At 73.6% G+C, this 24,493-nt stretch carries 18 protein-coding genes; 8 read left to right on the plus strand and 10 right to left on the minus strand.

Annotated elements, in window-relative coordinates; translation table 11 throughout:
• Positions 1–9: 9 nt before the first annotated feature.
• From recD to Tfont_RS05215, 3 genes are read right to left on the minus strand one after another with little or no spacing between them, the layout of a single operon-like run.
• On the minus strand, positions 10–1,938 hold the full coding sequence (gene recD, locus Tfont_RS05205; protein ID WP_143968652.1) for an exodeoxyribonuclease V subunit alpha: 1,929 nt from the start codon (positions 1,936–1,938) through the stop codon (positions 10–12).
• A complete protein-coding gene (gene recB / locus Tfont_RS05210) occupies positions 1,935–5,717 on the minus strand; it encodes an exodeoxyribonuclease V subunit beta (RefSeq protein ID WP_143968653.1) in 3,783 nt (1,260 codons plus the stop codon). The genes recD and recB overlap by 4 nt, the downstream gene beginning before the upstream one ends.
• Complete coding sequence (locus Tfont_RS05215) at positions 5,714–9,241, minus strand: exodeoxyribonuclease V subunit gamma (RefSeq protein WP_185974478.1); 3,528 nt, start codon at positions 9,239–9,241, stop codon at positions 5,714–5,716. The genes recB and Tfont_RS05215 overlap by 4 nt, the downstream gene beginning before the upstream one ends.
• Before the next feature lie 95 nt (positions 9,242–9,336).
• Here Tfont_RS05215 and greB point away from each other — a divergent pair, with 95 nt between their 5' ends.
• On the plus strand, positions 9,337–9,912 hold the full coding sequence (gene greB / locus Tfont_RS05220; RefSeq protein WP_143968655.1) for a transcription elongation factor GreB: 576 nt from the start codon (positions 9,337–9,339) through the stop codon (positions 9,910–9,912).
• Between the two features lie 37 nt (positions 9,913–9,949).
• Here the strand turns inward: greB and Tfont_RS05225 are convergent, their stop codons facing one another.
• From Tfont_RS05225 to Tfont_RS05240, 4 genes are all read right to left on the minus strand, one after another.
• A complete protein-coding gene (locus Tfont_RS05225) occupies positions 9,950–12,241 on the minus strand; it encodes a RelA/SpoT family protein (protein WP_143968656.1) in 2,292 nt (763 codons plus the stop codon).
• Between the two features lie 71 nt (positions 12,242–12,312).
• Positions 12,313–12,516, minus strand: a complete 204-nt coding sequence (gene rpoZ / locus Tfont_RS05230; RefSeq protein WP_068610239.1) for a DNA-directed RNA polymerase subunit omega — start codon at positions 12,514–12,516, stop codon at positions 12,313–12,315.
• Positions 12,517–12,548: 32 nt separating this feature from the next.
• Positions 12,549–13,169 (minus strand): guanylate kinase, encoded by a 621-nt coding sequence (gene gmk, locus Tfont_RS05235; protein WP_068610237.1) that lies wholly within the window; start codon positions 13,167–13,169, stop codon positions 12,549–12,551.
• Positions 13,170–13,174: 5 nt separating this feature from the next.
• Positions 13,175–14,080 carry a YicC/YloC family endoribonuclease gene (locus tag Tfont_RS05240; RefSeq protein WP_143968657.1) on the minus strand — a complete coding sequence of 302 codons (906 nt, stop codon included), beginning with the start codon at positions 14,078–14,080 and terminating at the stop codon, positions 13,175–13,177.
• Positions 14,081–14,152: 72 nt separating this feature from the next.
• Between Tfont_RS05240 and Tfont_RS05245 the strand changes: the two genes are divergently transcribed.
• The 7 genes from Tfont_RS05245 (at position 14,153) to Tfont_RS05275 (ending at position 22,179) form a co-directional block, all read left to right on the plus strand.
• Positions 14,153–15,172 carry a serine/threonine-protein kinase gene (locus tag Tfont_RS05245; protein WP_143968658.1) on the plus strand — a complete coding sequence of 340 codons (1,020 nt, stop codon included), beginning with the start codon at positions 14,153–14,155 and terminating at the stop codon, positions 15,170–15,172.
• Complete coding sequence (locus Tfont_RS05250; protein ID WP_068610232.1) at positions 15,169–16,116, plus strand: PP2C family protein-serine/threonine phosphatase; 948 nt, start codon at positions 15,169–15,171, stop codon at positions 16,114–16,116. Before Tfont_RS05245 ends, Tfont_RS05250 begins: the two co-directional genes overlap by 4 nt.
• A gap of 17 nt (positions 16,117–16,133) precedes the next feature.
• Positions 16,134–16,898 carry a ribonuclease PH gene (gene rph, locus Tfont_RS05255; protein WP_143968659.1) on the plus strand — a complete coding sequence of 255 codons (765 nt, stop codon included), beginning with the start codon at positions 16,134–16,136 and terminating at the stop codon, positions 16,896–16,898.
• A gap of 3 nt (positions 16,899–16,901) precedes the next feature.
• Positions 16,902–17,531, plus strand: coding sequence for an RdgB/HAM1 family non-canonical purine NTP pyrophosphatase (rdgB, locus tag Tfont_RS05260; RefSeq protein ID WP_143968660.1), 630 nt, complete (start codon positions 16,902–16,904; stop codon positions 17,529–17,531).
• A 23-nt stretch (positions 17,532–17,554) separates the two neighbouring features.
• Positions 17,555–18,769, plus strand: coding sequence for a radical SAM family heme chaperone HemW (gene hemW, locus Tfont_RS05265; RefSeq protein ID WP_068610641.1), 1,215 nt, complete (start codon positions 17,555–17,557; stop codon positions 18,767–18,769).
• Between the two features lie 57 nt (positions 18,770–18,826).
• Entirely contained in the window at positions 18,827–19,522 is a 696-nt protein-coding gene (locus Tfont_RS05270) for a CBS domain-containing protein (RefSeq protein ID WP_143968662.1), read from the plus strand.
• 122 nt (positions 19,523–19,644) lie between these two features.
• Positions 19,645–22,179, plus strand: a complete 2,535-nt coding sequence (locus tag Tfont_RS05275; protein ID WP_260682276.1) for a DUF349 domain-containing protein — start codon at positions 19,645–19,647, stop codon at positions 22,177–22,179.
• 13 nt (positions 22,180–22,192) lie between these two features.
• On the opposite strand, the gene Tfont_RS05280 is transcribed toward Tfont_RS05275, so the two are convergent.
• The 3 genes from Tfont_RS05280 to Tfont_RS05290 all read right to left on the minus strand — a co-directional run bounded on the left by Tfont_RS05280 (position 22,193) and on the right by Tfont_RS05290 (position 24,474).
• Entirely contained in the window at positions 22,193–23,050 is an 858-nt protein-coding gene (locus Tfont_RS05280) for a M90 family metallopeptidase (RefSeq protein ID WP_260682277.1), read from the minus strand.
• 62 nt (positions 23,051–23,112) lie between these two features.
• Positions 23,113–23,931 (minus strand): UDP-2,3-diacylglucosamine diphosphatase, encoded by an 819-nt coding sequence (locus tag Tfont_RS05285; protein ID WP_068610223.1) that lies wholly within the window; start codon positions 23,929–23,931, stop codon positions 23,113–23,115.
• Between the two features lie 33 nt (positions 23,932–23,964).
• Positions 23,965–24,474 (minus strand): peptidylprolyl isomerase, encoded by a 510-nt coding sequence (locus Tfont_RS05290; protein WP_068610221.1) that lies wholly within the window; start codon positions 24,472–24,474, stop codon positions 23,965–23,967.
• Positions 24,475–24,493 lie beyond the last annotated feature (19 nt).

The following is a 24,493-nucleotide window of genomic DNA, read 5'->3' on the forward strand; positions in this document are numbered from 1 at the left end:
GACGGGCGCCTATGGTAGCGCCTGCCGCAGCGCGTCGCGCAGGGCGCTGTCGCGTTCGGTGCGCCGCCGCAGCGCCGCGCGCAGCGTGGCCGCGCCGCCCGGCAGCACGAGCGTGAGCCGCTCGCGCGCGCGCGTGAGGCCCGTGTAGAGCAGCTCGCGCGTCAGGATCGGGCTGTCGGCGTCGGGCGGCAGCACCAGCACCACGTGGTGGAACTCGCTGCCCTGCGACTTGTGCACCGTCAGCGCCCAGGCGCTGGCGGTGTCGGCGAGCTGCCCGGCGGCAACCCACTGCACGCTGCCCGGCCGCTGCGGCGCCGGCAGCGCCAGGCGCCAGCGCCGCGTGCCGTCGGCGTGCGGCCGCGCCAGCAGCAGGCCCAGGTCGCCGTTCATCACGCCCAGGCGCGGCTGGTTGCGCGTGACCAGCCACGGCTGGCCGCTGCGGCCATAGGGGCCTGTGGGGGCGTGCGGGGCCAGCCGCGCGGCCTCGGCCTGCAGGCGCGCGTCCAGCCCCTCCACGCCCCACGGCCCGCGCCGCAGCGCGGCCAGGACCTGCAGCCACGCCTGGCCCTGCAGCAGGCCGGCGGCCCAGGCGTCGGGGTCGCCGGCCGCCGGCGGTGGCGCCGCCGCCTGCAGCCACGGCGCCACCGCCGCGCGCCAGGTCGGCAGCCAGCCGTCGGCGGCCTGCGTGCCGAGGTGGACGCTGACGCCCTCGCCCGGGTCGCGCAGCAGCGCCAGCGCGGTGTCCTCGTCGCCGTCGCGCACCGCGGCGGCCCAGCGGCCGATGGCGCCGCCGGCGTCGAAGCGGCGGCTGAGCCGCAGCATCGCCACCGCCTGGTCCAGCGCGTCGCCGTCGGCGTCGATCCACGCCGCCGGCGGTGCCTGCCCGGTGGCGGCGGTGAGCCACGCGGCGGTCTCCCGCTGCCAGCGGCCCTCGCGCGCATGCGCGCACAGCTCCGCCAGCACCGCGCCGGCCTGCACCGAGGCGAGCTGGTCGCGGTCGCCGAGCAGGATCAGCCGCGCCTGCGGAGGCAGCGCCCGCAGCAGCGCGTGCAGCAGCTCCAGATCGACCATCGACGCCTCATCGACCACCAGCGCGTCCAACGGCAGCGGCTGGCGCTCGTCGTGGCGCGCGCCGGTGCCGTCGGGCCGCTGGCCCAGCAGCGCGTGCACGGTGACGGCGCGGTGCGGCAGGTGCGGCTGCAGCACCGCCCACGGCAGCGGCAGCGCCCAAGTGGCAAGCTTCCGCCACGCGTCGGTCAGCGCAGTGCTCAGGCGCGCGGCGGCCTTGCCGGTGGGGGCCGCCAGGCCCACGGCCAGCGGCGCGCCGCCGCCCTGCAGCGCCAGCCCCTGCAGCAGCGCCAGCAGCCGCGCGACGGTGTGGGTTTTGCCGGTGCCGGGGCCGCCGGTGATGACCGCCAGCCGCTGCCGCAGCGCCAGCGCGCAGGCCAGCCGCTGCGCATCCGGCTCGGGGGACGGCGGGCCGAACAGCGCCTCGATCCACGGCCGCACGGCGTCGGGGGCAGGGGCGTCGGCAGCGGTCAGCCGCTGCGCCAACGCCTGCGCCACTTCCCGCTCGCGGCGGAAGTGGCGGCCCAGGTAGAGCACGCCGCCGGCGGCGACCACCGGCGTCAGCGGCGCGCCCGCGCCGACCCAGCCGGGGCCGCTCAGCGCCGCCGGCCCGTCGGCGTGCAGGCGCTGCAGCAGCCAGCGCGCGCAGGGGCCGCGGGCGTCGTCCGGACGGGCTTCGGCCCAGCGCCAGGCGACGTGGCCGTCGGCGGCGCGGCGCATCAGCAGCGCGGTGGCCAGCAGGGCCTCCAGGTTCGCCTGCGGGCACAGCGCGGCGGCCTGGCGCGCCAGCGTCGCGTCCGCCGGGCGCAGCTCGCCGGCCTGCAGGCCGCGCTGCAGCCAGGCTTCCAGCTCGGGGCGGGGCGCGGTCATGCCGTCACCTCCGCGCCGGTGAACAGAGCCTCCAGCCGCTGCACCAGCGGCCACGGCTGCGTCAGCTGCCAGATGCCGGCGCCGGGGGCAGCCACGCCGCGCCAGAACACGCACAGCGCGCCGCCAAGGTGCCGCACCGGGTCGTAGCGCCGCCCCAGCCGCTGCGCCAGCCAGCGATGCAGCGCCAGCAGGTACAGCGCCGCCTGCGCGTCGTAGCGCTGGCGCAGCACCTCGGCCTGCACCGCCGCGGCGTGGTAGGCGGCGTCGTCCGGCCCCAGCGCGTTGGACTTGTGGTCCAGCACCCAGTAGCGCCCGTCGTGTTCGAAGACCAGGTCCATGAAGCCTTTCAGCATCCCGTGCAGCGTGACGGCGGCGAGCGCCGGGCGTGGCTGGCCTGGCGCGACGTGGGCGAGCAGCAGGCGGTCGAGCGCGCGCGCCTCGGCGGCGGCGTCGATGCGCAGCCAAAACGGTACCTCCGGCTCGGCGTGCGTGAGGTCGCGCAGCCGCACGCCCGCGCTGCCGGGCAAGGGCAGCGCGGCGTCGCCGATCGCATGCGCCCAGCGCGCCAGGTCCCCGGCGTCGGCCGGCAGGCGCTCGGGCGCCCAGCCGAGTCCCTGCAGCGTGCGCTGCGCCAGCGGCTGCAGGGCATCCGGGGCGCCCGCGGGCCAGCCGTGGCGCTGGCAGGTTTCCAGCAGCGCGTGCAGCGCCACGCCGGGCTGCGCGCCGCGTGGCCAGCGGTGCCACGGCGCGGTGGCGGGGGCCTCGTCGCGGAGCCCGGTGGCGTCGGGGGCGGATGCGCCGGGGTCGTCGTCGCCGACGTGCGCCTCGGTGGCGGCGTCGGCGCCAGCCGGCGCCTCGTGGGCGGCGCGCGCCAGCGCGCTGTAGCTGGCGATCCACCAGCTCGGGCCCCTGCGCGGGCGCGCCACGTGCGCCCAGGCGGCGGGGCGTGTGGGCATCACGGCTGGGGTGCTGGCCCGGGCGGTAGGGGCGGTCTTGTCGTCGGCCAGCCCGGTGCAAGCGATGGTGCCGCCGCTGGCCGCCGCCACCTCGTCCAGCCGCGTTGGAGTCTGCTCGGCCAGCGTGGCGGCGTCCGCCCCCTGCAGCCCGAGCAGCCGCGCCAGCGCGCTGGATGCGAGACCCGGCTCCAGCGCCACGCCGACCCAGGTCAGGTGCACCGCGCGCGTCAGCGCCACGTAGAGCTTGCGCGTGTCTTCCAGCAGGCGTTCGCGCTCGGCGCGCTCGAGCGCCTGCCGCCACGCCTCGCCCTCGTCCGGCAGCGTGACGTGCGCGTGGCCCGCGTCGTCGTGCCAGCGCAGCACCCGTGGACGGTTGTATTTGTCGTCCAGCGGGCGCGCGCGGCCCGCAAACGGCAGCAGCACGATCGGAAACTGCAGCCCCTTGGCCTTGTGCACGGTGATGACGGGGATGGCCTGCGGCGTGCCGTCGAGCCGGCGCTCCACGCCGGTCAGCGTCGGGTCGTCGCCGGCGGGGGAGGGGGCGGCACCCTCCTGCCGCGCCAGGCGCAGCAGCGCCAGCGTCGCCTCCACCCCGCCGCGGCCTCTCTGGCGTGCGGCCTGTTGCAGCCATTCGGCCATGTGCAGCAGGTCCGCCAGCGCCCGCGCGCCGGGGCTCGGGTGGTCGGCGGGGCGGGCCAGCAGCCGCGCCGCGACGCCGAAGTCGTGCATCAGCGCGCGCACCGCGGCCAGCACGCCGTGGCGCTGCCACAGCGCGTGGTAGTGCGCAAAATGCTCCAGCGTCGTGTCCCAGGCGTCCTCGTCGCGCAGCAGCGCGGCGAGCGCCGCCGCGTCCAGCCCCAGGGCGGGCGTCAGCAGCGCGTGGGCGAGGGCGTCGCGGTCGTGCGGGTGGGCGCAGGCGTGCAGCCACGCCTGCAGGTCGTCGGCCTCGGGGCCGTCCCACACCGAGGCGCGCTCGGAGCGGTAGGCGCTGGCCAGCCCATGCCGGCGCAGCGCGCGCGCCACCGCCTGCGCCTCCTGGCCGTCGTTGACGAGGATGGCCAGATCCTGCGGTTGCAGCGGGCGCCGCCGCCCGTCGCGCTCGAAGCCGCAGCGCCCCGCCGCCGAGCCTGCCAGCCACCGCGCCACGGTGGCCGCGCAGGCGGCGGCGAGCCGCTCCCGCACGTCGTCGCGCGTGAGCCTGTCCGTCTCCGGCCGCCACAGCGCGAAGGTGAGCGCCGCGCCGCTTGCGGCGTCGTCGTCGCGCCAGCGCTCGGCCTGGCCGGCCGGCCGCGCCGGCAGGAACGGCACCGGCTGCACGCCGTCGCGCGCAAAGCCGAACGCTCCGTCTGGCAGCGTGCGCTCCGCGTGGCCGAACAGGGCGTTGACGGCCTGCACCATCGCCGTGCTGCTGCGGTGGTTGACCGCCAGCGACCAGATGCGCCCGGCGCAGGCGGCGCGCGCCTGCAGGTAGCTGTGGATGTCGGCGTGGCGGAAGGCGTAGATGGCCTGCTTGGGGTCGCCGATCAGCAGCAGCGCGGTGCCGGGGGGCGGCTGCTCGGGCCGGTAGATGGCCTGCAGGATGCGCCACTGGCGCGGGTCGGTGTCCTGGAACTCGTCGACCAGCGCCACCGGCTGCTGCTGGCGCAGGCGCTGGGCGAGCGCCGCGCCCTGCGGGCCGGCCAGCGCCTCGTCCACGCGGCGCAGCATCTCGTCGAAGGTGAGCTGCTCGGCGGCGCGCAGCTGCGCGCGCATGCGCTGCGCCACCCACACGGCGGCGTGGCGCGTCAGCGCCCCTTGCACGCCGGGCAGGGCGGCCAGGCGCGCCTGCAGCTGGGGCAGCTCGTGCAGCAGCGGCAGCGCCTCCACCTCGGGGGGGAGAGAGCCGGCCTTGGCGCGCAGGTGGTCCAGCGTCATCCGTTGGCGGGCATCCTTCGAGCGATTCGGTTGCGTCGCTTCGGGGGTGTTGGCCCATTGACGAAGCTTTTCGAACCAGTCCCGCACGGTGGGCTTCTGGGTGCTGAGGTGTTTCAGCAAATCGTGCCGTTCCAGCACCGCTTCGGCCTCGTCGATCCACGCCGGCCACGGGGCCTTCAACGCCGCCAGCGCCTGCGCGCGTGTGGCCTCGGCCTGCCGCAGCACGTCGGAGAGGCTTCGCGTCGGCAGGCCCGGATCCCGCGCCGCCCACAACTCGGCGTGCTCGAGCAGATCCTTGATGGCCTTGTCCAGCCCGTCCGGCGAGCTCCATACGTCCAGCACCTGCGCGGCGTCGGCCTCGTCCAGCGGCAGCACGTGCAGCCGCCACCAGTCGCGCACCGCCTCCAGGCGCAGCGCGGCGGTGTCCTGCAGGATGCGCGGCTGGAAGGGCTCGCCGCTGAGCAGCGCCTGCTCGCGCAGGATGCGCTGGCACCAGCCGTGCAGGGTGCTGATCGGCGCCTCATCCAGCGCGTCGGCGGCTTCGCTCAGGCGGCGCGCCAGTGAGGGCCATTGGGTTGGCGGGTAACGATCACGCAGCGCCAGCAGCCGCTCCACCGCCGCATCGGTGGGGTCGAGCGCCTCGCCGCCAAAGACCGCGGCGGCCTGCAGCAGGCGCGCCTGGATGCGGCTGCGCAGCTCCTGCGTGGCGGCGTCGGTGAACGTCACGACCAGGATCTGCCGGGGGGAAAGCGGCGGCGGCCCGGCCTCGCCGGGTGATGCGCCCAGCACCAGCCGCACCGCCAGCAGCGCCATCGTCCAGGTCTTGCCGCTGCCGGCGCTGGCCTCGATCAGCTGGCTGCCCGCAAGCGGCAGGGTCAGCGCGTCTAGGTGCGGCAGGTCGGCCCTCATGCGGCGGTCTCCTTGGCGGCTGCGTTGCGGTCGTCGTGATCGCGGGCCAGGTGCGCGTGCAGCGGCGCGAGCAGCGCTTGCGTCCAGTGGGCGAACGGTCCGTCCGCGTGCGCCTCGCGCGGGCCGGCCAGCGCTTCGAACGTCGGGTAGTGGCGCCGCCACAGCGGCTCCTTGGCCTGGCCGTGGTCGCTTTCATAGGCTTTGCGGGCGGCCTCCCACGCCGCGGCGGGGTCGGCGTCCTTGCCATGCAGCCGGCCCCAGTAGGCCGCGGCGGCGTGGCGCGGCAGCGGCAGCGGGGCGGGGCCGTGCAGGCCGGCGTGCCACGCCTGCCCCAGCGTCGTCCAGACGGCGGTGACGGTCTGCGGCTCCAGCGGCCGCATCCGCCCAACGCCCAGGGGGGTGGCGATCCAGCTCGTCACGGGCCCGAGCGCGACGTTGAGCGCGACGTGCTCGACCCAGGGGCGCAGCAGCCGGTGCAGGGCGTAGGTCTTGGCGTCGAGCTTCTTGCCCTCGACGAGGGCGCTGCCGAGCGTCACCAGCCGCGCCAGCGCGCCGTCGTCGCCGCGCCGCAGCGGCGGCAGCACGTCGCGGATTGCAAGCGTCGGGCCGTCCGGCAGCGCCAGCGTCGTCTCCAGCCGCGCCCGCTCCGCCACCGGGTGGGGGTGGCGTGCGGCGAGTTCCCGGGCGTGCTGCCAGACGCGGCGGATCGCCTCGTCCCAGTCGCGTGCGAGCCATGCTCCGGCCGCGCCGGCGGGCCAGTCGCCGGCCAGCTCGGCGCGGCGGCGGGCGCGCCGGGCGGCGGCCTGCGTGGCGGCGTCGTCGGCACCGGCCAGCGCGGCGTCCACCACCGCCTCCACCCACGCCAGCCGGGTGCGCCACTGCTGCAGGCGGTCGGGTGCGAACGGCTCGGCGTCGTCGTCGGCCTCGTCGTCGCGTGGCGGCGCCAGCCCCAGGCGCTGGCGTGCGTAGGCGCGCGCGGGGTCCTGCAGCAGCTCGGCCAGCGCCGCCACCGTCACCGGCATCGGCTCGTCCGGGTGTGACGGGATGGCCGGCTCGGGGCGCGGGGTGGGCGTGTCCGTGGCGGTGCCTCCCGTTGCGAGCCACTCCCGCGCGTAGCTGAACGCGCCGGTCAGCGGCGGGGCGGCGCCATCGGCCGCCGACGCCGGGCTGAAGTTGGCGGGGTCGAACGGATGCAGCGGGTGCGCGCGCGTCAGCGCCGCGGCCACGTCGCCTTGCAGGCCCGGCGCCAGCCGCCACTGGCGGTTCAGGTGGTGGCGCAGCTGGGCCACCGGCAGCGCCGGCTGGCGCTCGGTGTCGTCCACCGGGCGGCGGCCCAGCCACGAGACGCCCAGGTGGTCGCGCGCCGACAGCACCGCCTCCAGCAGCAGGTAGAGGTCCTCATGCCGGCGCAGGCGGTCGCCCGGGCGCGGCGCGGCGGCCATCAGGTCGTGCGTGTCGCCCTGCGGCCGGCGCGGGAAGTTGCCGTCGTGCAGGCCGAGCAGGTAAATGCGGCGAAACGGCACCGCGCGCATCGGCAGCAGCGTCGCAAACGTCACCCCGCCGCCCAGGAAGCGGGCCGGCGCGCCGCCGCCACCTGCCAGCGCCAGCCACGTGTCGGCCACCACGGCGGCCGGGATCGGCTCCGTGCCGGCCTGCTCGGCCTGCCGCGCCCAGCGATCGGCCGCGGCGCGCAGCCGCGCCACCGCCAGCGTCCCCTCCACGTCGTCCGCCGCGGGCTGCAGGAACTGCGCCAGCAGCGCGTGCAGCCGATCGGCCCACGCGGTGGCGTCGGTCGGCTCGGCCAGGCGATGCGTCCACGTCGCCACCGCGTCGATGAAGGTCTGCAGCCGGTGCAGCAGCTCGCCCTGCAACACCGCCACGCCGCGCGCCGGCAGCAGGCGATCCTGCCACGGCTCGTCCTCGGCGCCGAGCATGGCGCCGAGCCACAGGCGCTGCAGCCCCTCGCGCCAGGTGTAGCGCTCGGCCAGCGCGGCGCCGCCCGCGGCCAGCCCCAGGCGCTGGCGGTGCGCGCCGTCCAGGCCCCAGCGGATCGCGGCCTCGCGCCGCCACGCGCGCAGGGTGTCGAGGTCGTCCGCCGCCAGGCCGAAGGCGCGCGCCACCGCCGGCACGTCCAGCCAGTCCAGCGCATCGCTGCCGGTCAGTCGCAGCGCCTCCGGGCGCAGCAGCGCGCGCAGCAGCTCGCGCAGGCGCGCGGTGGTGTCGTCCTCCACGTCGGCCAGCTGGTACGGGATGCGGCGCGCATCGTCCGGCGGCAGGCTGCCCCACACCGCGTGCACCAGCGGCGCGTAGGCGGCGATGTCGGGCGCGAAGACGGCGATGTCGCGCGGCTGCAGCGTCGGGTCGCGCTGCAGCGCGGCCAGCACCTGGTCGTGCAGCAGCTCCACCTCGCGCAGCATGGTGTGGGCGACGTGCAGCCGCAGCGAGCCGTCGCGCGCCGGATCCAGCGGCGGCCAGTCGCGCTCGCCCGGCGCGCGGCCGTGGCGCAGGTCGTCCTGCAGCTGTGCCAGCAGGTGCGGCGGGGCGGCGTCGTCGGCGGGCTCGTCGTCCCAGGCGTCCTCCAGCGTCGCCGGGGCCAGACCGGCGGGCGGCTCCTCGGCGGCCAGCGCCTGCAGCCCGGCGATGAACTCGCGCCCCTGCCGGCCCCAGGCCGCCAGCAGCGGGTGGCCGGTGCGCGCGCCGTCGCGGTCGAACCAGTCGGTGCGCGCCGGGTTCAGCACATAGACGGCCACGTCGCGCCAGCGCGCCACCGCTTGCAGCGCCTGCAGCACGTCGGGCGTGAGGGCGCTGACACCGAATACCGTCAGCCGCGGCGGCTCGCGCGCCGGCAGGGGGCAGGCGCGCGCGTCGGCCATGCGCCGCAGCCACGCGGCATGAATGTCGCAGCGGCTGGCCCAGCGGTGGCCCTGGGCCTCGGCGTCGACGCGCAGCAGCCGCCACAGCGCCGGCTGCCAGCGCTCGTCGTCGGGCAGCTCGCGCACCCGCCCGTCGGCGTCGCGCAGGCGGTCGTGCCCGGCGGCCCAATCGGCCAGCCAGTCGGGCCGGTAGATCTGGTACTGGTCGAACAGGTCCGCCACGCGGCGCGCCAGCTGCGCGCGCCGCAGCGGGTCGCCGTCACCCAGGTAGTGGACCAGCGGGGCGTGCACGGCGGCATCGGCGCGCTGCGCCAGCGTCGGCAGCAGCCGCCACAGCCGCCAGCGCAGCGGGCCGCGGTCCAGCGGCGCCTCGTCCGGCACCGCGGCCTCGCCGAGCACGGCGCGGTAGGTCTGCCACAGCCACTGCGCCGGCAGCAGACACTCCAGCCCCGCGCAGACGCCGTCGCGCTGCGCCAGCGCCTGCTGCACCCACTGCGCCATGCCGTGGCTGGCCACCAGCCAGCGCTGCGGCTGCAGCGGCTGCGCCGCCTGGGCCTGCGCGGCCTCGGCCGCGGCGCGTTGCAGCAGCGTTTCGATGCGGTCGCTCTGGACGATGCGCAGCGGGGTCGGGGTGGATGGGGCACGTGTCACAGCCGGTAATCGTAGAGGAAAGCTGTGCTTACCTTGGCTGCGAATAGGCGAGTGGCCGACGGTCCGGAGGCCCCCCTGCGCTACCATCCACCCCCATGAGCAAGGCTTTCGTGCGCGAGCAGGACCACGACGAGGACGATGACGCGCTGCCCGTGGGGCAGCGCATCCCGGCCGGGGGCAAGAACTACATGACGCCGCAGGGCTACGCGCGCTTGCGCGGCGAGCTGATGCACCTGATCGACGAGGAGCGCCCGCGCGTGGTCGAGACGGTGTCCTGGGCCGCGAGCAACGGGGACCGCTCTGAAAACGGCGACTATCTGTACGGGAAGAAGCGGCTGCGCGAGATCGACCGCCGCATCCGCTTTTTGACCAAGCGGCTGGAGCGCGCCGAGGTGGTGGACCCGAGCGTGCACCACGGCAAGGACCAGGTGTTCTTTGGCGCGACGGTCACTTACGCGCGCCCCGATGGCAGCGAGGTCACCGTCACCATCCTGGGCATCGACGAGGCGGACAGCAGCCGGGGGCAGATCAGTTGGATCTCCCCGGTGGCGCAGGCGTTGCTGAAGGCGCACGAGGGCGACGAGGTGCGCTTGCACACGCCCGCCGGGGTCGAGATGCTGGAGATCCTGAAGGTCCGCTACCCCGAACCCGGCGCGCCATCCGCGGCCTGATCGGCGCGCGGTCAGTGTCAGTGCGCGGGCGGCCGCGTCAATTGCCAGTGTCGCCCTGGCGCGCCGGGCGCAGCCGCTGGGCCCGCACCACCGACGGCGTGCGCCGCAGTTGGCGCAGCACCTGGGCCAGGTGCACGCGGTCGCGCACCGCCACGGTAAAGCGCAGCTCGGTCGTGGTCTGCGCCGCCTCGTCGCCCATGTGGATGTGGGTGATGTCCGCCTCGGCCGCGGCGATGGCGGCCGCCACGCGCGCCAGCACCCCCTTGCCGTTGTTCACGGTGACCGTCACCGTCGATTCGAAGGCGCGGGTCGGCTCCTCGGCCCATTCCACTTCCAGAAAGCGCTCGCGGTCGCGGTGCAGCAGGCGCCGCACCACGGGGCAGTCCTCGGTGTGGACGGCCAAGCCTTCGCCCCGGCCCAGATAGCCGACGATGCGGTCCCCCGGGATGGGCCGGCAGCAACTGGCGTAGGTGACGGAGCCGCCTTCGCTGCCGTCGAGCGTGACCACGCCTTGGCTGGGCTGGTCCTCGCGCGGCGTGCCGAAACGCTCCTGGCTGATCAGCAGCACGTCGGGGCGCACGCCCGCCTCGACCATGAGGGCGGCGAGTTTTTTGCCGACCATGCCGGCGATGCGCCGCCCCAGGCCGATGTCGATCAGCAGCTCGTCGCGCGAGCGGTTGCCCGTGAAGCGCAGCAGCTTGTCCCAGATGGCCTGACCGGCCTCGTCGTCGCCGGGCAGGCTGGCCATCCCCTCGGCGCGCACCGACTGCAGCAGCAGCCGGTCGCCCAGGGCGCGCGATTCCTCCTGCTCCAGTGACTTGAGGTAGTGCCGGATCTTGGAGCGTGCGCGCCCCGTTTTGACGAAGCCCAGCCACGCCGGATTGGGCCGCGCGTGAGGCGAGGTGGTGATTTCGACCACGTCGCCGTTGTGCAGCTCGGTGCGCAGCGGGACCTGCTCGCCGTTGACCGTGGCCCCGATGGCCCGGTGTCCCACATCGCTGTGGATGGCGTACGCAAAGTCCACCACCGTGGCGCCGCGCGGCAGCGCCATGATCTTGCTCTTGGGGGTGAACACATAGACCGAGTCGGGGAACAGGTCGATGCGCACATGGTCCCAGAACTCGCCGGAGTCTTTGGTCTCCTGCTGGATGTCCAGCAGCGACTGCAGCCACTGCACATTGAGGGCCTGCGCCGAGGCGTCGGCCGCGCCCCCGGCCTTGTACAGCCAGTGCGCGGCGATGCCGGATTCGGCCACCACGTCCATGTTGGCGGTGCGCAGCTGGAACTCGATGGCCGTGCCAAACGGTCCGACCAGCGTGGTGTGCAGCGACTGGTAGCCGTTGACCTTGGGGATGGCGATGTAGTCGCGAAACTTGCCCGGCAGCGGCTTGTAGAGCTGGTGCAGCACCCCCATGGCCGTGTAGCAGTCCAGCACCTGCGGCACGATGATGCGAAAGCCGTAGATATCGGTCACCTGCGCGAACGACAGGTGCTTGGTGTCCATCTTGCGGTAGATGGAATAGAGCGTTTTTTCGCGCCCGGTGATGCGCACCTCCAGCCCGCTGTGCGCGAAGGCCGCCTCCACCTCGCCCTGTACGCGGGCGATCAGGTCGCGCCGGCGGGCACGCGAGCGGGCCAGCGCCTTGGACAGCGCCTGGTAGCGCCACGGGTGCAGGTGGCGGAAGGCCAGGTCTTGCAGCTCGCGGTAGAAATTGTTGAGGCCCAGCCGGTGCGCGATGGGGGCGTAGATGTCCAGCGTCTCGCGCGCGATGCGGCCCCACTTGTGGCGCGGCATGTCGCCCATGGTGCGCATGTTGTGCAGCCGGTCCCCGAGCTTGATCAGGATCACCCGCACATCGCGCGCCATGGCCAGCAGCATCTTGCGGAAGGACTCGGCCTGCCCCTGCTCGCGGCTGTCGAACTCCAGCTTGTCCAGCTTGGTCAGCCCGTCCACCAGATCGGCCACCGCGGGGCCGAAGCGCTGCGTCAGCTCCGCCTTGGTGACGCCGCAGTCCTCCAGCACATCGTGCAGCAGGGCGGCGCACAGGGCCTGGGCATCCAGCTTCCACTCCGTGCAGATCTGCGCCACTGCAATCGGGTGGGTGATGTAGGGGTCGCCGTTTTTGCGCATCTGGCCCAGGTGGGCCTGATCCGCGAAGCGATAGGCCTGCCGCACCAGATCGATTTCGGCCGCGTTGAGGTAGTCCAGCCGCGACTCGAGGGCGGCAAAGCTGGCCGCCGCCGCGCTGGCCGCGGCTTGGGGCGGCGAGGCGGGCGGGCGGGTGCCGTAGGCGGTTGCCTCGGCAGGACTTACGGCGTCGACACTCACCCTGCTAATGTAAACAAAAAACAAAAAAGGCGCCTTGGGTAGGCGCCTTGAGGCATGGCCGCGGTCGCGACTCAGACCGGGACCTTGCGCAGCATCTCCAGACCGACGAGCCCGGCGGCGATTTCGCGCAGCGCGGTCACGGCGGGTTTGTTGCGCGTCTCCAGCTTGGGCGCGTGGCCCTGGTTGAGCATGCGCGCACGGTAGGTGGCGGCCAGCACGAGCTGGAAGCGGTTGGGGATTTTTTCCAGGCAATCCTCGACGGTGATGCGTGCCATGGAAACCTCCGGCAAAGCGTTGAAACAGGGGGTTATTGGATGCCCAGCGCCTGGAACACTTCGGCGCGGGCCCTGCGCTGGGCCGCGACCCGCAGGCGCTGCGAGTGGGTGATCGTCTTGAGGTCGAACAATGCCCGCTCGAAAACCTCATTGATTATAACGTAGTCGAATTCATGGACATGCGCCATCTCTTCGGCGGCATTGCGCAGGCGCAGTTCGATGACGTCCTCGCTGTCCTCGCCGCGGCGCAACAGGCGGTTGCGCAGCTCGTCCCAGCTTGGCGGCAGGATGAAGATCAGCACCGCGTTGGCAAACTGGCGCCGGATCTGCAGCGCCCCCTGGTAGTCGATTTCCAGGACGATGTCGGCGCCGGCGGCGATCTTGTCTTCGATGGCCTTGCGCGAGGTGCCGTAGCGGCGGCTGTGCACCCGCGCCCATTCGACGAACGCATTGGCCGCGACCATGCGGTCGAATTCCTCGTCGCTGACGAAGAAGTACTCGCGGCCGTGCACCTCCTGCCCGCGTGGCGCGCGCGTGGTGTGGGAGACGGACAGCTCCATGCGCGAGTCCACCTCCAGCAGCGCTTTGACGAGGCTGGACTTGCCCGTGCCGCTGGGGGCGGCCACGACGAACAGGTTGCCGGGGTATTCCATGGGGGTCATTCGAGGTTTTGAACCTGCTCGCGCATCTGCTCGATCAGCACTTTCATGTCCACCGACAGGCGCGTGAGCTCCAGGCTGGCCGATTTGGAGCCCAGCGTGTTGGCCTCGCGGTGCAGCTCCTGGATCAGAAAGTCCAGCCGCTTGCCGACCTCGCCGCCGCGCTGCAGCAGCCGGTCGATCTCGCTCAGGTGCGACTGCAGCCGCGTCAGCTCCTCCGCGACGTCCACCCGGATGGCAAACGCCGCGGCCTCGGCCAGTGCGCGCTCCTGCAGGGCGGCGGGGTCGGCCGGGGTGGCGCCGAGCGCGTCGTGAAAGCGCTGCAGAAAGCGCTCGCGCTGCTGCGCCACGATCTGCGGCACCAGCGGCTCGGCCTGCGCCGCCAGCCCGCGCAGTTGCGCCACGCGGTCGCGCAGCATGGCGACCAGCCGTGCGCCCTCGCGCTCGCGCGCGGCCGTGAAGTCGTCCAGCACCCGATCGGTCAGCGCCAGCAGCGGCTCCACCCAGTCGGCGGCCGCCGGGGCGCTGCGCTGGGCAAGCTGCAACACCTCGGCGACCGACAGGCCGCGCGCCTGCGGCAGCCAGGCCTGCACCTGCTCCTGCGCGCCGAGCAGGCGCTGCAGTTCGGCCGCCGGCGGCACGCGCACGCCACCGTCGCCGCGCTGTTCGATCCAGGCGCGCAGCTCCACCTTGCCGCGGCGCACGCGCGCGCCGACGCGCTCGCGCAAAGCCGGCTCGGCCGCGCGCAGGTCTTCGGGCAGGCGCAGCGACAGGTCCAGAAAGCGCCCGTTGACGGCGCGGATTTCCAGCCCCAGCACACTGGCGCCGGGCGTGTGGGTGTCGGAGGCCGCCGCGTGGGGGTTGCATTGCCCCGTGGCGTAGCCGGTCATGCTGTACACTGACATCGGCCTTTAGCAGAGGGCGGCCCCGAGGGCGGCGCCGGCCGCCTGGGCGTAAGGTTTGCTCATGCACGGATTATGTCAAAGACCAAGCCGGCCCCTCTGCCGCCCGACACGGTGATTGGCGGCTACCGCATCGTGCGCCTGCTGGCGGCCGGCGGTTTTGGGTTGGTCTATCTGGCGCTGGACGCCAACGGGCACGAAGTCGCCATCAAGGAGTACCTGCCCGCGTCGCTCGCGCTGCGCTCGCCCGGCGAACTGCTGCCGGTCGTGGCGCCCGAAAAGCAGGCCCTCTACCGGCTGGGCCTGCGCAGTTTTTTCGAGGAAGGGCGGGCGCTGGCGCAGATCTCCCACCCAGCGGTGGTGGGCGTGCTCAATTTTTTCCGCGAGAACGAGACCGTCTACATGGTCATGGACTACCTGCAGGGCGCGTCGCTGCAGGAGTTCATCGTGGCGGCGCGCAGCCGGCAGCGCAAGAAGGTGCTGCGCGAGGCGACCATCCGCTCGCTCTTCGACGAGGTGCTGCGCGGGCTGCGCATCGTGCACCAGCACAAGATGCTGCACCTGGACATCAAGCCGGCCAACATCTTCATCACCGACGACAACCGCGCGGTGCTGATCGACTTTGGCGCCGCGCGCGAGGTACTCAACACCGAGGGCACTTTCGTGCGCCCCATGTACACCCCGGGTTTTGCCGCGCCGGAGATGTACCGCCGCACCGGCAGCACCGGCCTGGGGCCGTGGACCGACATCTACGCCATCGGGGCGTGCATGTACTCGTGCATGCAGGGCTATCCGCCCCACGACGCGCCCCAGCGACAGGACAAAGACCGGCTGGAGGCGTCGCTGGCGCGGCTGCGCGGCGTGTATTCCGACAATCTGCTCGATGTGGTGCGCTGGTGCATGGCGCTCGATCCGCTGGCGCGCCCACAGTCGGTCTTTGCCTTGCAGCGCGAGCTGGCCCGCGAGGAGTCGCCCGAGCCGACGCCGCCGCGCTGGTGGGACCGCGTGCGCGCGCGCCTGGGCCTGGCCGGGGACGATGTGCGCGAGGCGGCCAGCCACCACAGCCAGCGATCCAGCTTTCTGGAGCCGCCGTGAAGTTTGCCGTCTACCAGGCCACCCACACCGGCGGGCGGACGCGCAACGAGGATCGCCTGGGCTACACCTACACCCGCCAATCGGTGCTGCTGGTGTTGGCGGACGGTATGGGCGGCCACCCCGACGGCGACCGCGCGGCCGAGATCGCGGTGCGAACCTTCGTGCAGGCGTTCGTCGATCAGGCCCACCCCAAGCTGGCCGATCCGCGCGCCTTTCTGGAGGCCACGGTGCTGCAGGCCAGTCAGGCCATCGTCGATTTTGCGCGCGCGCACGGCCTGGCCGAGCACCCGCGCACCACGGCTGTGGCGGCCGTGGTGCAGGACGGCCAGCTGACCGCGCTGCACAGCGGCGACTCGCGCCTGTACTGGGTGCGCGGCGGCCGGCTGCTGCAGCGCACGCGCGACCACAGCTACCACGACAAGCCGGAGCTGTTTGCCCAACTGCCGCCGGGCGTGCACCGCAGCGTCCTGTTCACCTGCCTGGGGTCGGACACGCCGCCCCTGTACGACGTGCTGGGCCCGCTGCCGCTGGAGCACGGCGACCGCATCCTGCTGTGTTCCGATGGGCTGTGGGGGGTGATGGACGACGACGATGTGGCCGCGGGCCTGCACGGGCAGCCGCTGGCCGATGCGGTGGCGCAGTTGTCCGAAGTGGCGGTGCGCCTGGGCGGCCGGCACGGGGACAATGTGTCCTTGCTGGGCCTGGAGTGGCAGGCGGACGACGACTTCCCTTCCACCCAAGTGCTGGAGCCCCCGCCCGCCGCGCTGGCCCCCCACACGCCCGCGACGGCCGCGCCCCCCTCGGGCATCGAGGGCTTGACCGCCGTCGAGCTGGACGACGACGCGATCGAGCGTACCATTGCCGAAATCAACGATGCGATCCGTCGCACCCGCCGGCCCCCGCCCCAGGCCCCCGCGCCGGCGCGGCCCGGTCGGCGGCGCTGACCTCCCAGGAAGACCCCATGACCCACGACCCGACGGCGGCCGCGGGCGCCCACCGGCGCCACGACGGCCGCGCCCCCGACCAGCTGCGCCCCGTGCGCATCACCCGTGGCTACACCGTCCACGCCGAAGGCTCGGTGCTCATCGAATTTGGCCGCACCCGCGTGCTGTGCACGGCCTCGGTGGAAGAGCGCGTGCCCCCGCACAAAAAGGGCAGCGGCGAAGGCTGGGTGACGGCCGAATACGGCATGTTGCCCCGCGCCACCCACACCCGCAGCGACCGCGAGGCCGCCCGCGGCAAGCAAAGCGGCCGCACGCAGGAGATCCAGCGCCTCATCGGCCGCTCGCTGCGTGCGGTCTTCGACCTGAGCGCCCTGGGCGAGCGCACCATCACGCTGGATTGCGACGTGCTGCAGGCCGACGGCGGCACCCGCACCGCGGCCATCACCGGCGCCTGGGTGGCGGCGCACGACGCCGTACACCAGTTGCTGGCCGAGGGCAAGCTGCAGCGCAGCCCCATCCTGCACCCGGTGGCGGCCGTCTCGGTCGGTATCGTGGACGGGGTGCCGGTGCTGGATCTGGACTATGTGGAAGATGCCGGCTGCGAGACGGACATGAACGTCGTCATGACCGGGGCGGGACACTTCGTCGAGCTGCAAGGCACGGCCGAGGGCGAGCCCTTCAGCCGCGAGGATCTGCAGCAGCTGCTGACCCTGGCGGATGGCGGCATCCAGCAGCTGATCGCGATGCAGCGCGCCGCGCTGGCCGGCGCCGAGGTGGGGTGAGCCATGGCGGATGCGTCCCTGCCGCGCCGTCTGGTGCTGGCTTCCAACAATCCGGGCAAGCTGGCCGAATTGCAGGCGATGTTCGCGCCGCTCGGCCTGGAGCTGGTGACGCAGGGCAGCCTGGGCATCCCCGAGGCGCCGGAGCCGCACCACACCTTCATCGAAAACGCGCTGGCCAAGGCCCGCCATGCGGCCGCCGCGAGCGGCCTGCCGGCCCTGGCCGACGACGCCGGGCTGTGCGTGGCGGCCTTCGGCGGCCGGCCGGGGGTGGACACGGCGCACTACTGCACGCAGTTCGGCTACCCCAAGAGCGATGCCAACAATGTGCGCGCCTTGCTGGAGCAAATGCGCGACATCGACGATCGCCGCGCGGCGATGGTGAGCACGCTGGTGGCGGTGCGCCACCCCGAGGACCCCGAGCCGCTGGTCGCCAGCGGCCGCGTCGAGGGGCTGATCGCGCGCGAACCGGTCGGCCACGGCGGCTTTGGCTTCGACCCGGTGATGTTCATCCCGGCCTTCGGCTGCACCTTCGCCCAACTGCCCACCGAAGTGAAGAACGCCCACAGCCACCGTGGCCGCGCGGCGCGTGCCATGCTGGCCCTCATGCAGGAGCGCGGATGGCCGGCGGGCTGAGCGGGCCCGGTCCCACCAGCCCCATGGGGGCCACCGAGGCCGCCGTGCTGTGGCAGCGCCCGGGCCAGGTCCGGCTGCACGGCCTGCCGCCGCTCGCGCTCTATGTGCACCTGCCGTGGTGCCTGAAAAAGTGCCCGTACTGCGACTTCAACTCGCACGAATGGGGGGCGGCCAGCGGCCAGGCCGGGCCGCTGCCCCAGCAGGACTATGTGCGCGCCCTGCTGGCCGACCTGGAGGCCAGCTTGCCGCTCGTCTGGGGGCGGCCGGTGGGCAGCATCTTCATCGGCGGGGGCACGCCCAGCCTGTTCGACCCGGATGTGATCGGGCGGCTGCTGTCGGACTTGCGTGCCCGCCTGCCGCTGGAGCCGGGCGCCGAGATCACGCTGGAGGCCAACCCCGGCACCTTCGAGCGCGAGCGCTTTGCCGCCTTTCGCGACGCGGGCGTGACGCGGCTGAGCATCGGTGTGCAGAGTTTCGACGACCGTTTTCTGCGCGCGCTGGGGCGGGTGCACGATGCCGCCCAGGCCCACGCCGCGGTGGACGAGGCGGCGCGGTACTTCGACACCTTCAATCTGGACCTGATGTATGCGCTGCCTGGCCAGACCCCCGCCGATCTGGAGCGGGACCTGGACGCGGCGCTGGCCCACCAGCCTCCCCATCTGTCCGTCTATCACCTGACCATCGAGCCCAACACCTGGTTTGCCAAGCATCCGCCGACCGTGCCGGACGATGACACGGCCTACGCCATGCTCGACCGCATTGCCGAGCGCACGGCCGCCGCCGGGTTGGTGCGTTACGAGGTCTCGGCCTACGCCCGCGCGGGCCACCGCTGCCGGCACAACCTGAACTACTGGCAATTTGGCGACTATCTAGGCATTGGGGCGGGCGCGCACGGCAAGCTGAGTTTTGCCCAGCGCATCGTGCGTCAAGTGCGCTGGCGCGACCCGGCGCGCTATGTGCAGCAGGCGCTGGCGGGCACACCCGTGGCGCAGGAGCACGAGGTGGCGGCCCGCGATCTGCCTTTCGAATTCATGCTCAATGCTCTGCGGCTGCGCGACGGATTTGCGCTGCGGACCTTCAGTGAACGCACGGGCTTGCCGATGAATGCGGTATCGGCGACCATCGAGCGCGCGCGCGAGCGCGGCTGGCTCGCCGTGGGAGACGACGGCTGGCTGGCGCCGACCGCGCGTGGCTTCGACTGGTTGAGCGATCTGCAGGCGCTGTTCCTGCCCGACTGAGGCGGGATCTGCGCACCGCCGGGGCGCCGGTCTGCGGATCCGGACAGGAGGGTGTGCATGCTGGCCATCTACGGCACTTCGGGCCTGATGTACCGCGGTCCGATCGAGGACCTGCGGCGGGTGTTGCCCTCGTTGCGCACCGGGCGCCTGCGCGCCTTGGCGGTGGAGATCGACCGCCCCGATTTTGCGGACAGCGGCCTTCGTGTGGCGGGCCGCCGCTCGGGCGACGAGCCCGCGGCCGACACCTCGCTGCCGCGGCCCGCGGCCGCCGCCGTCCAAGCCTACGGCGAGGTGCAGCACCCCCCGACCACCCGCCACCCGCTGGAGCGGGTGCAGGACGTCATGTCCCGCGAGGCGGTCACGGTCACCGAGACCATGACCGTGGCCGATGGCTGGCGGCGCCTGGCCGAGCGCGGCCTGGGGCAGGCCCCGGTGCTGGATGCGCAGGGGCGGCTGGTCGGCCTGCTCACCCGGGCCGAGCTGCTGCACATCGACCGCCTGCCCCGCCCGGAGGACAGCGCCCTGGTCTGGCGCGCCTTTTTGGCGCTGCCCTTGTCCGAGATCATGGTCACCCCCATTCCCGCCGTTACCCCGGACACCCTGCTGCGCCGGCTGGCGCTGGCCCTGCTGCACACCGGTTTGCCGGGCCTGCCGGTCGTGGACAGTGGGGGCGCGCTGATGGGTTTCGTATCCCGCAGCGACCTGCTCAAGGCGGTCGTGCACGATCCGCCGCTGGATCTGTGGGCCGGGTAGGTGACAATAACCCTTTGGCGGCGGTCTGCATGACTGCCGGATCCGATGACCCGACTTCCCCGAGCGGCCAACCCGCGCCCCGCACCGTGAACGCGTCCGACTCCCCTTCCGCGAAAGTTTCTTTGACCGAACTCGACCAGCGCACCCGCGGCGCCTTCACGGCGCCGACCTCGGGCGAGCGTGCCGCCCGCCTGCGCGAGTGGCTGGCCACCGACCCGCCGGCCGACGATGTGGCCGAGGTCTACCGCGAGCTGGCCACGCGCGACAAGGGGGCCGCCAAACTGGTCAAGGAACGGCTGGACGAGCTGCGCCGCGCCCGCGCCCAGGATGCCCTGGCCGCCGAATGGGCCGCCCGGGCCGAGGCGTTGTTGGGTGCTCCCCGGCTGAATCTGGCCGACGCCATGGCCTGGCAGCGCGATGCCGCCAAGGCCGGGGCTCCGCTGTCGCGCGAGCCGCTGGCCGGCCTGCGCCAACGCCTGACCGAGCGCATGAAGGCCATCGAGGACCTGCAAACCCGCGTGCAGGTCGAGCGCGAGGCCGCCGGCCTGCTGGTGCAGCGCATCGACCTGGCGTCCACCAAGCCGCGCGCCGAGGCGCAGGCTGCACGCGACGGCTTGGCGCAGGACGTCAACGACTGGCGCGAGCGCCAGCAAGGGCTGACGTCGGCCGCGGGCTGGGCCGACCTCGATCCCCGCTACCCGAACCAGCTCGACGCCGCGCGCCAGCAGCTCGAGGCCGTCTGGCAGGCGTTCGAAGCGGCGCTCGCCCAGGCCGCCGCCGCGGCCGAGGACCCCCAGGCACCCCTGCCCGGGGTGCCCGTGTGGGCCGACGAAATCCGCGCCCAGCGCGGCGAGCCGCTGGCCGCCGAGGCCGAGTCGGCCGCCCCCGTGCCCAAGGCCGTACAGGCGCTGGCCCAAGCCGCGCTGCTGCCGGCGATCGAGGCGCTGGAGCGCGAGCTGGCCGCCGGCCACACCAAAGCCATGAGCCGCTACGCCGGCGAGCTGCGCCATGCACACAAGGTGCACGGCCGCCATGCGGGGCCGGAGCTCGACGCCCGGGCGCTCGCGGCGCTGGCCAAGGCCAAGGAGCTGGAGGACTGGCAGCGCTGGCGTGCCGACCAGTTGCGCGAAGGGCTGCTGGCCCAGGCCGTCGCCCTGACCCAGGGCCCCGAGGCGGAGCGGCCCACCGGCCGCAAGCTGCAGGAGGCCATCCGCCAGTTGCGCGAGCAGTGGAAGCAGACGGACCAGGGCGGCACCTCCAACCACGCGCTGTGGAAGCGCTTCGACGAAGCGTGCAACCAAGCCTATCAGGCGGTCGAAGCCTGGCGGCGCGAACTCAAGGCCCACAACGAGGCGGCGCGGCAATCCCGTCTGGCCCTGATCGAGGAAGTGCAGGCCTGGACCGCCGCCCACGCCGCCAGCGAGGACTGGAAGGCCCAGTTGCGCGACCTGCACGCCTTTGCCGAGCGCTGGCGCCAGGGCGGCCACGTCAGCGAAAAAATCTTTGCCGAGCTGCAGCCGCTGTGGAAGGCCGCCATCGCCGCCGCCCACGAACGGCTGGAGGCCGCGCAGGCCGACAGCACCGCACGCCGCCAAGCCCTGATCGCCGAGGCCCAGGCCCTGGCGGCCGAGCCGCGCCTGCGGCTGGATGCCGTCAAGGACCTGCAACAGCGCTGGCAGCTGGAGGCGCACCGTGTGCCGCTGGACCGCCGCAAGGAGCAAAAGCTGTGGGAGGCGTTCCGCCAACCCATCGACGAGGCCTTTGCGCGCAAGAGCGCCGAGCGGGAGAAGACCCAGGCCGCCACCAGCCGGCTCGACGCCGCCGTGCTGGAGGCTGCGCGCGCCCTGGAAGCCGCCTGCGCCGCCGACGACGCCCAGCAGATCCGCGCAGCGATGGCCGCCCTGCGGACCGCGGCGCAAGGGGAGGGCGCGACGGCGGATGAGACCCCGCCGGCCCCCACCCCGGCCGCGATGTCTGCCGAAACAACGGCCGAAACACCGGCCGGGGCAGCGGCCGCCGCTTCCCGCGATGCGCCCGCTCCGGCGGCCCCGCGTCCCGTCGTGGCCCGGCGGGGCGACGACCGGCCCGGGGCGACCCCGGCCAGTGCCGCGGCCGCGGCCCGCTTGGCGCCGGCCAAACTGGCCCCGCGCGCACGGCCGGAGCGGTCCCCCCGTCCGGAGGGCCCGGCGCGTCCGCGGCTGGGCGATGCGGCCTTCCGCGCCCAGCGCCAGGCCCTGGAGCGTGCCGAGGCCAAGTTGCGCCAGTTGGCGGCGCGTGCCCACGGCGAGGCCCTGACCGAGCTGCTGGCCGCGTGGTCGGCGCGCGATGCGGCGCGCGTCCCGCCCGGGCAGCAGCTGGGCGGCCGTCAGGCCGCGGCGGCGCGTCCCGCGTGGGTGCAGGCGCTGGGGCGGGCCGCCGCCCCCGCCAGCGAAGCCGCCGAACCCCTGCTGCGGCTGGAGATTGCGGCCGATGTGCCCACGTCGGCCGACCAAGTCGATGCCCGGCGTCAGTTGCAGCTTCGGCTGCTCACGCGCCGGCACGAACCCGGGCCGGCCGAGACCTGGGCGCAGGATGTGGCCCGGGTGCTGGCCACGGCCCACGACGCCAGCCACGAGCGGCGGCTGCAGGCGGCGCTGAAGGTGTTGCTGCGGCGCTGATGGCCGCCGACGGTCACCGGGTGTCGCCCGGCGCCGTCGGCCGGGCAAAAAACGCGTCCAACAGCGCGACCAGATCGGCGTGGGCCTCGGCCAGCCGCTCGCGGTCCACGCAGTACGCCTCGCACGCCACGGCGAAAAACTCGGCCAGGGATTCGGCGCCGTAGGCGTCCAGCCAGGGCGGCGGGGCGCCAAACCGCTCGTGCAGCGCCACCCGTTGCCGGTGCGTGGCGTGCGCCTCGGTCAGCACGGTGTGCCAGTGCTGCCGTGCCGCCGCAGCCGACAGGCCCAAAAAGCCCGCGGGCAGCAGCGGGCAGCCGTCGGCCGGCTGGCCCAGCGGCTTGCCGTGCAGGTCGATGGCGTGGGCAAACTCGTGGATCACCAAGTTGTGGCCGATGCCTGTCGCGCCGGGTGCCGAGCCCAGCACGCGCGGCCACGCCAGCACGATCGGGCCGCCCTGCATGGCCTCGCCGGCCAGCGCCTCGTCGTATTCGTGCACGACGCCCGCCTCGTCCCGGATGCGGCGCGGGGCGACCACCTCGTCCGGATGCAGCACGATCCCCACGAAGTCGTCGTACCACGCCAGCGCGGACAGCCCCCGGTGCCGCAAGGGCAGACAGGCCTGCGCCGCGACCAGCAGCGCCATGCGGTCGTCCACGACCAGCCCGTGGGCGCCGCTGAACTCCTTGCGTGCCAGAAAGGCCGCGCACAGGTCGCGCAATCGGGCCTGTTCGTTCCCGTCCAGGGCCTGCAGGCAGGGCAAATCGGCCACGACGCGTGCCCACAGCCGGTCGGGGATGGCGCGACCATCGCCCCGCCGCGCCTGCCAGCGTCGCCGCCAGTGTGTCAGCTTGTGTGTCAGCCAGCGCGTCACCCCCCGCAACCAGCGGGGCCCGCCCGAGGCCGGTTGGGACGGTGAAGACGATGGCGGGGGACTCATGCCGGGGTGGCGCGGGGCAAGGGCCACACCTGCCAGCCTCCGTGGCGGTCCAGACTGAGCGCCTGCAACCGTGGCGGCTGGTCCGCGGCATCCCAGTCGCTCAACACCAGGCGATGGGCCGTGGCGCCCAGGCGGTGCAGGCCGGGCCGGTGCGTGTGGCCGTGGATCAGGCCCGTCGCCCCCACGGCTGCGACCGCTTGCGCGGCCAAGTCGGTATCCACATCGGCCGGCGCCACCCCGGCTTGGCGCTGTGCCGTTTGATGCTGTTGGCTGCGCTGGCGCAGGGCGCGCGCCTGCGCCAGCCGGTCGGCCAACGGCCGCGCCAGGAAGGCCGTTTGCCAATCTGCCCCACGCACCTGCGCGCGAAACGTTTGATAGTCCCGGTCGGCCACGCACCAGGCATCGCCGTGGCTGAGCAGCCACCGGTGCGCACCGAAGGCGAGCACGGCCGGATCGGCCAGCAGCCGCACCCCGCTGGCGGCGGCAAAGCCGTCGCCGAGCAAAAAGTCGCGGTTGCCATGCATCAGATAAACCGGGCGGCGGCGAGCCAGCACGCCGAGCGCCGCAACGGCGTGCTGCATGAACGCGATTTCGGGATCGGCCGCCGGATCGGCGGTCAAGGCATCGTCCCCGACCCAGACCTCGAACAGGTCGCCGAGGATGCACAGCGCGTCGAATGGCGCCGCCGCCAGATAGGCGTGCCACGCGGCGGCGGTTTCTGGATCCTGCGCGTGCAGGTGAATGTCCGAAACGCAATCGACGCGCTGCCATGACGGCGGCGCGTCGATGTGGTCGAGCAGGGCCGGGCCGCTCATGCGCTCATGGGGCGGGGCCGGGCGCGGCGCGCGTCAGGGGGTGACGACTGCCGCCTTGGTGATGACCACATCCTGCACCGGCACGTCGTCGTGAAAGCCCCGGCGACCGGTGGCCACCTTGCGGATGGCGTCCACCACCTCGGTCCCTTTGACGACGCGGCCAAACACCGCGTAGCCCCAGCCTTGCAGCGTGGGGGCGGTGTGGTTCAGAAAGCCGTTGTCCGCCACGTTGATGAAAAACTGCGCCGTGGCCGAGTGCGGCGCCTGCGTGCGCGCCATGGCGATGGTGTAGCGGTCGTTCTTCAGGCCGTTGGCGGCCTCGTTTTCGATCGGGGCGCGCGTGGGTTTTTGCTTCATGCCGGGCTCGAAACCGCCCCCCTGGATCATGAAGCCGTCGATGACGCGGTGAAAGATCGTGCCGTCGTAGTGGCCGTCGCGCACATACGCCAGAAAGTTCTCGACCGACTTGGGCGCCTTGGCGGCATCGAGTTCGAGGGTGATGACGCCATGGCCGGCGATGTGGAGTTCGACTTGGGGATTCACGGAACGGGCTCCAGTGGGG

This window comes from Tepidimonas fonticaldi (assembly GCF_007556755.1).
Classification (GTDB): domain Bacteria; phylum Pseudomonadota; class Gammaproteobacteria; order Burkholderiales; family Burkholderiaceae_C; genus Tepidimonas; species Tepidimonas fonticaldi.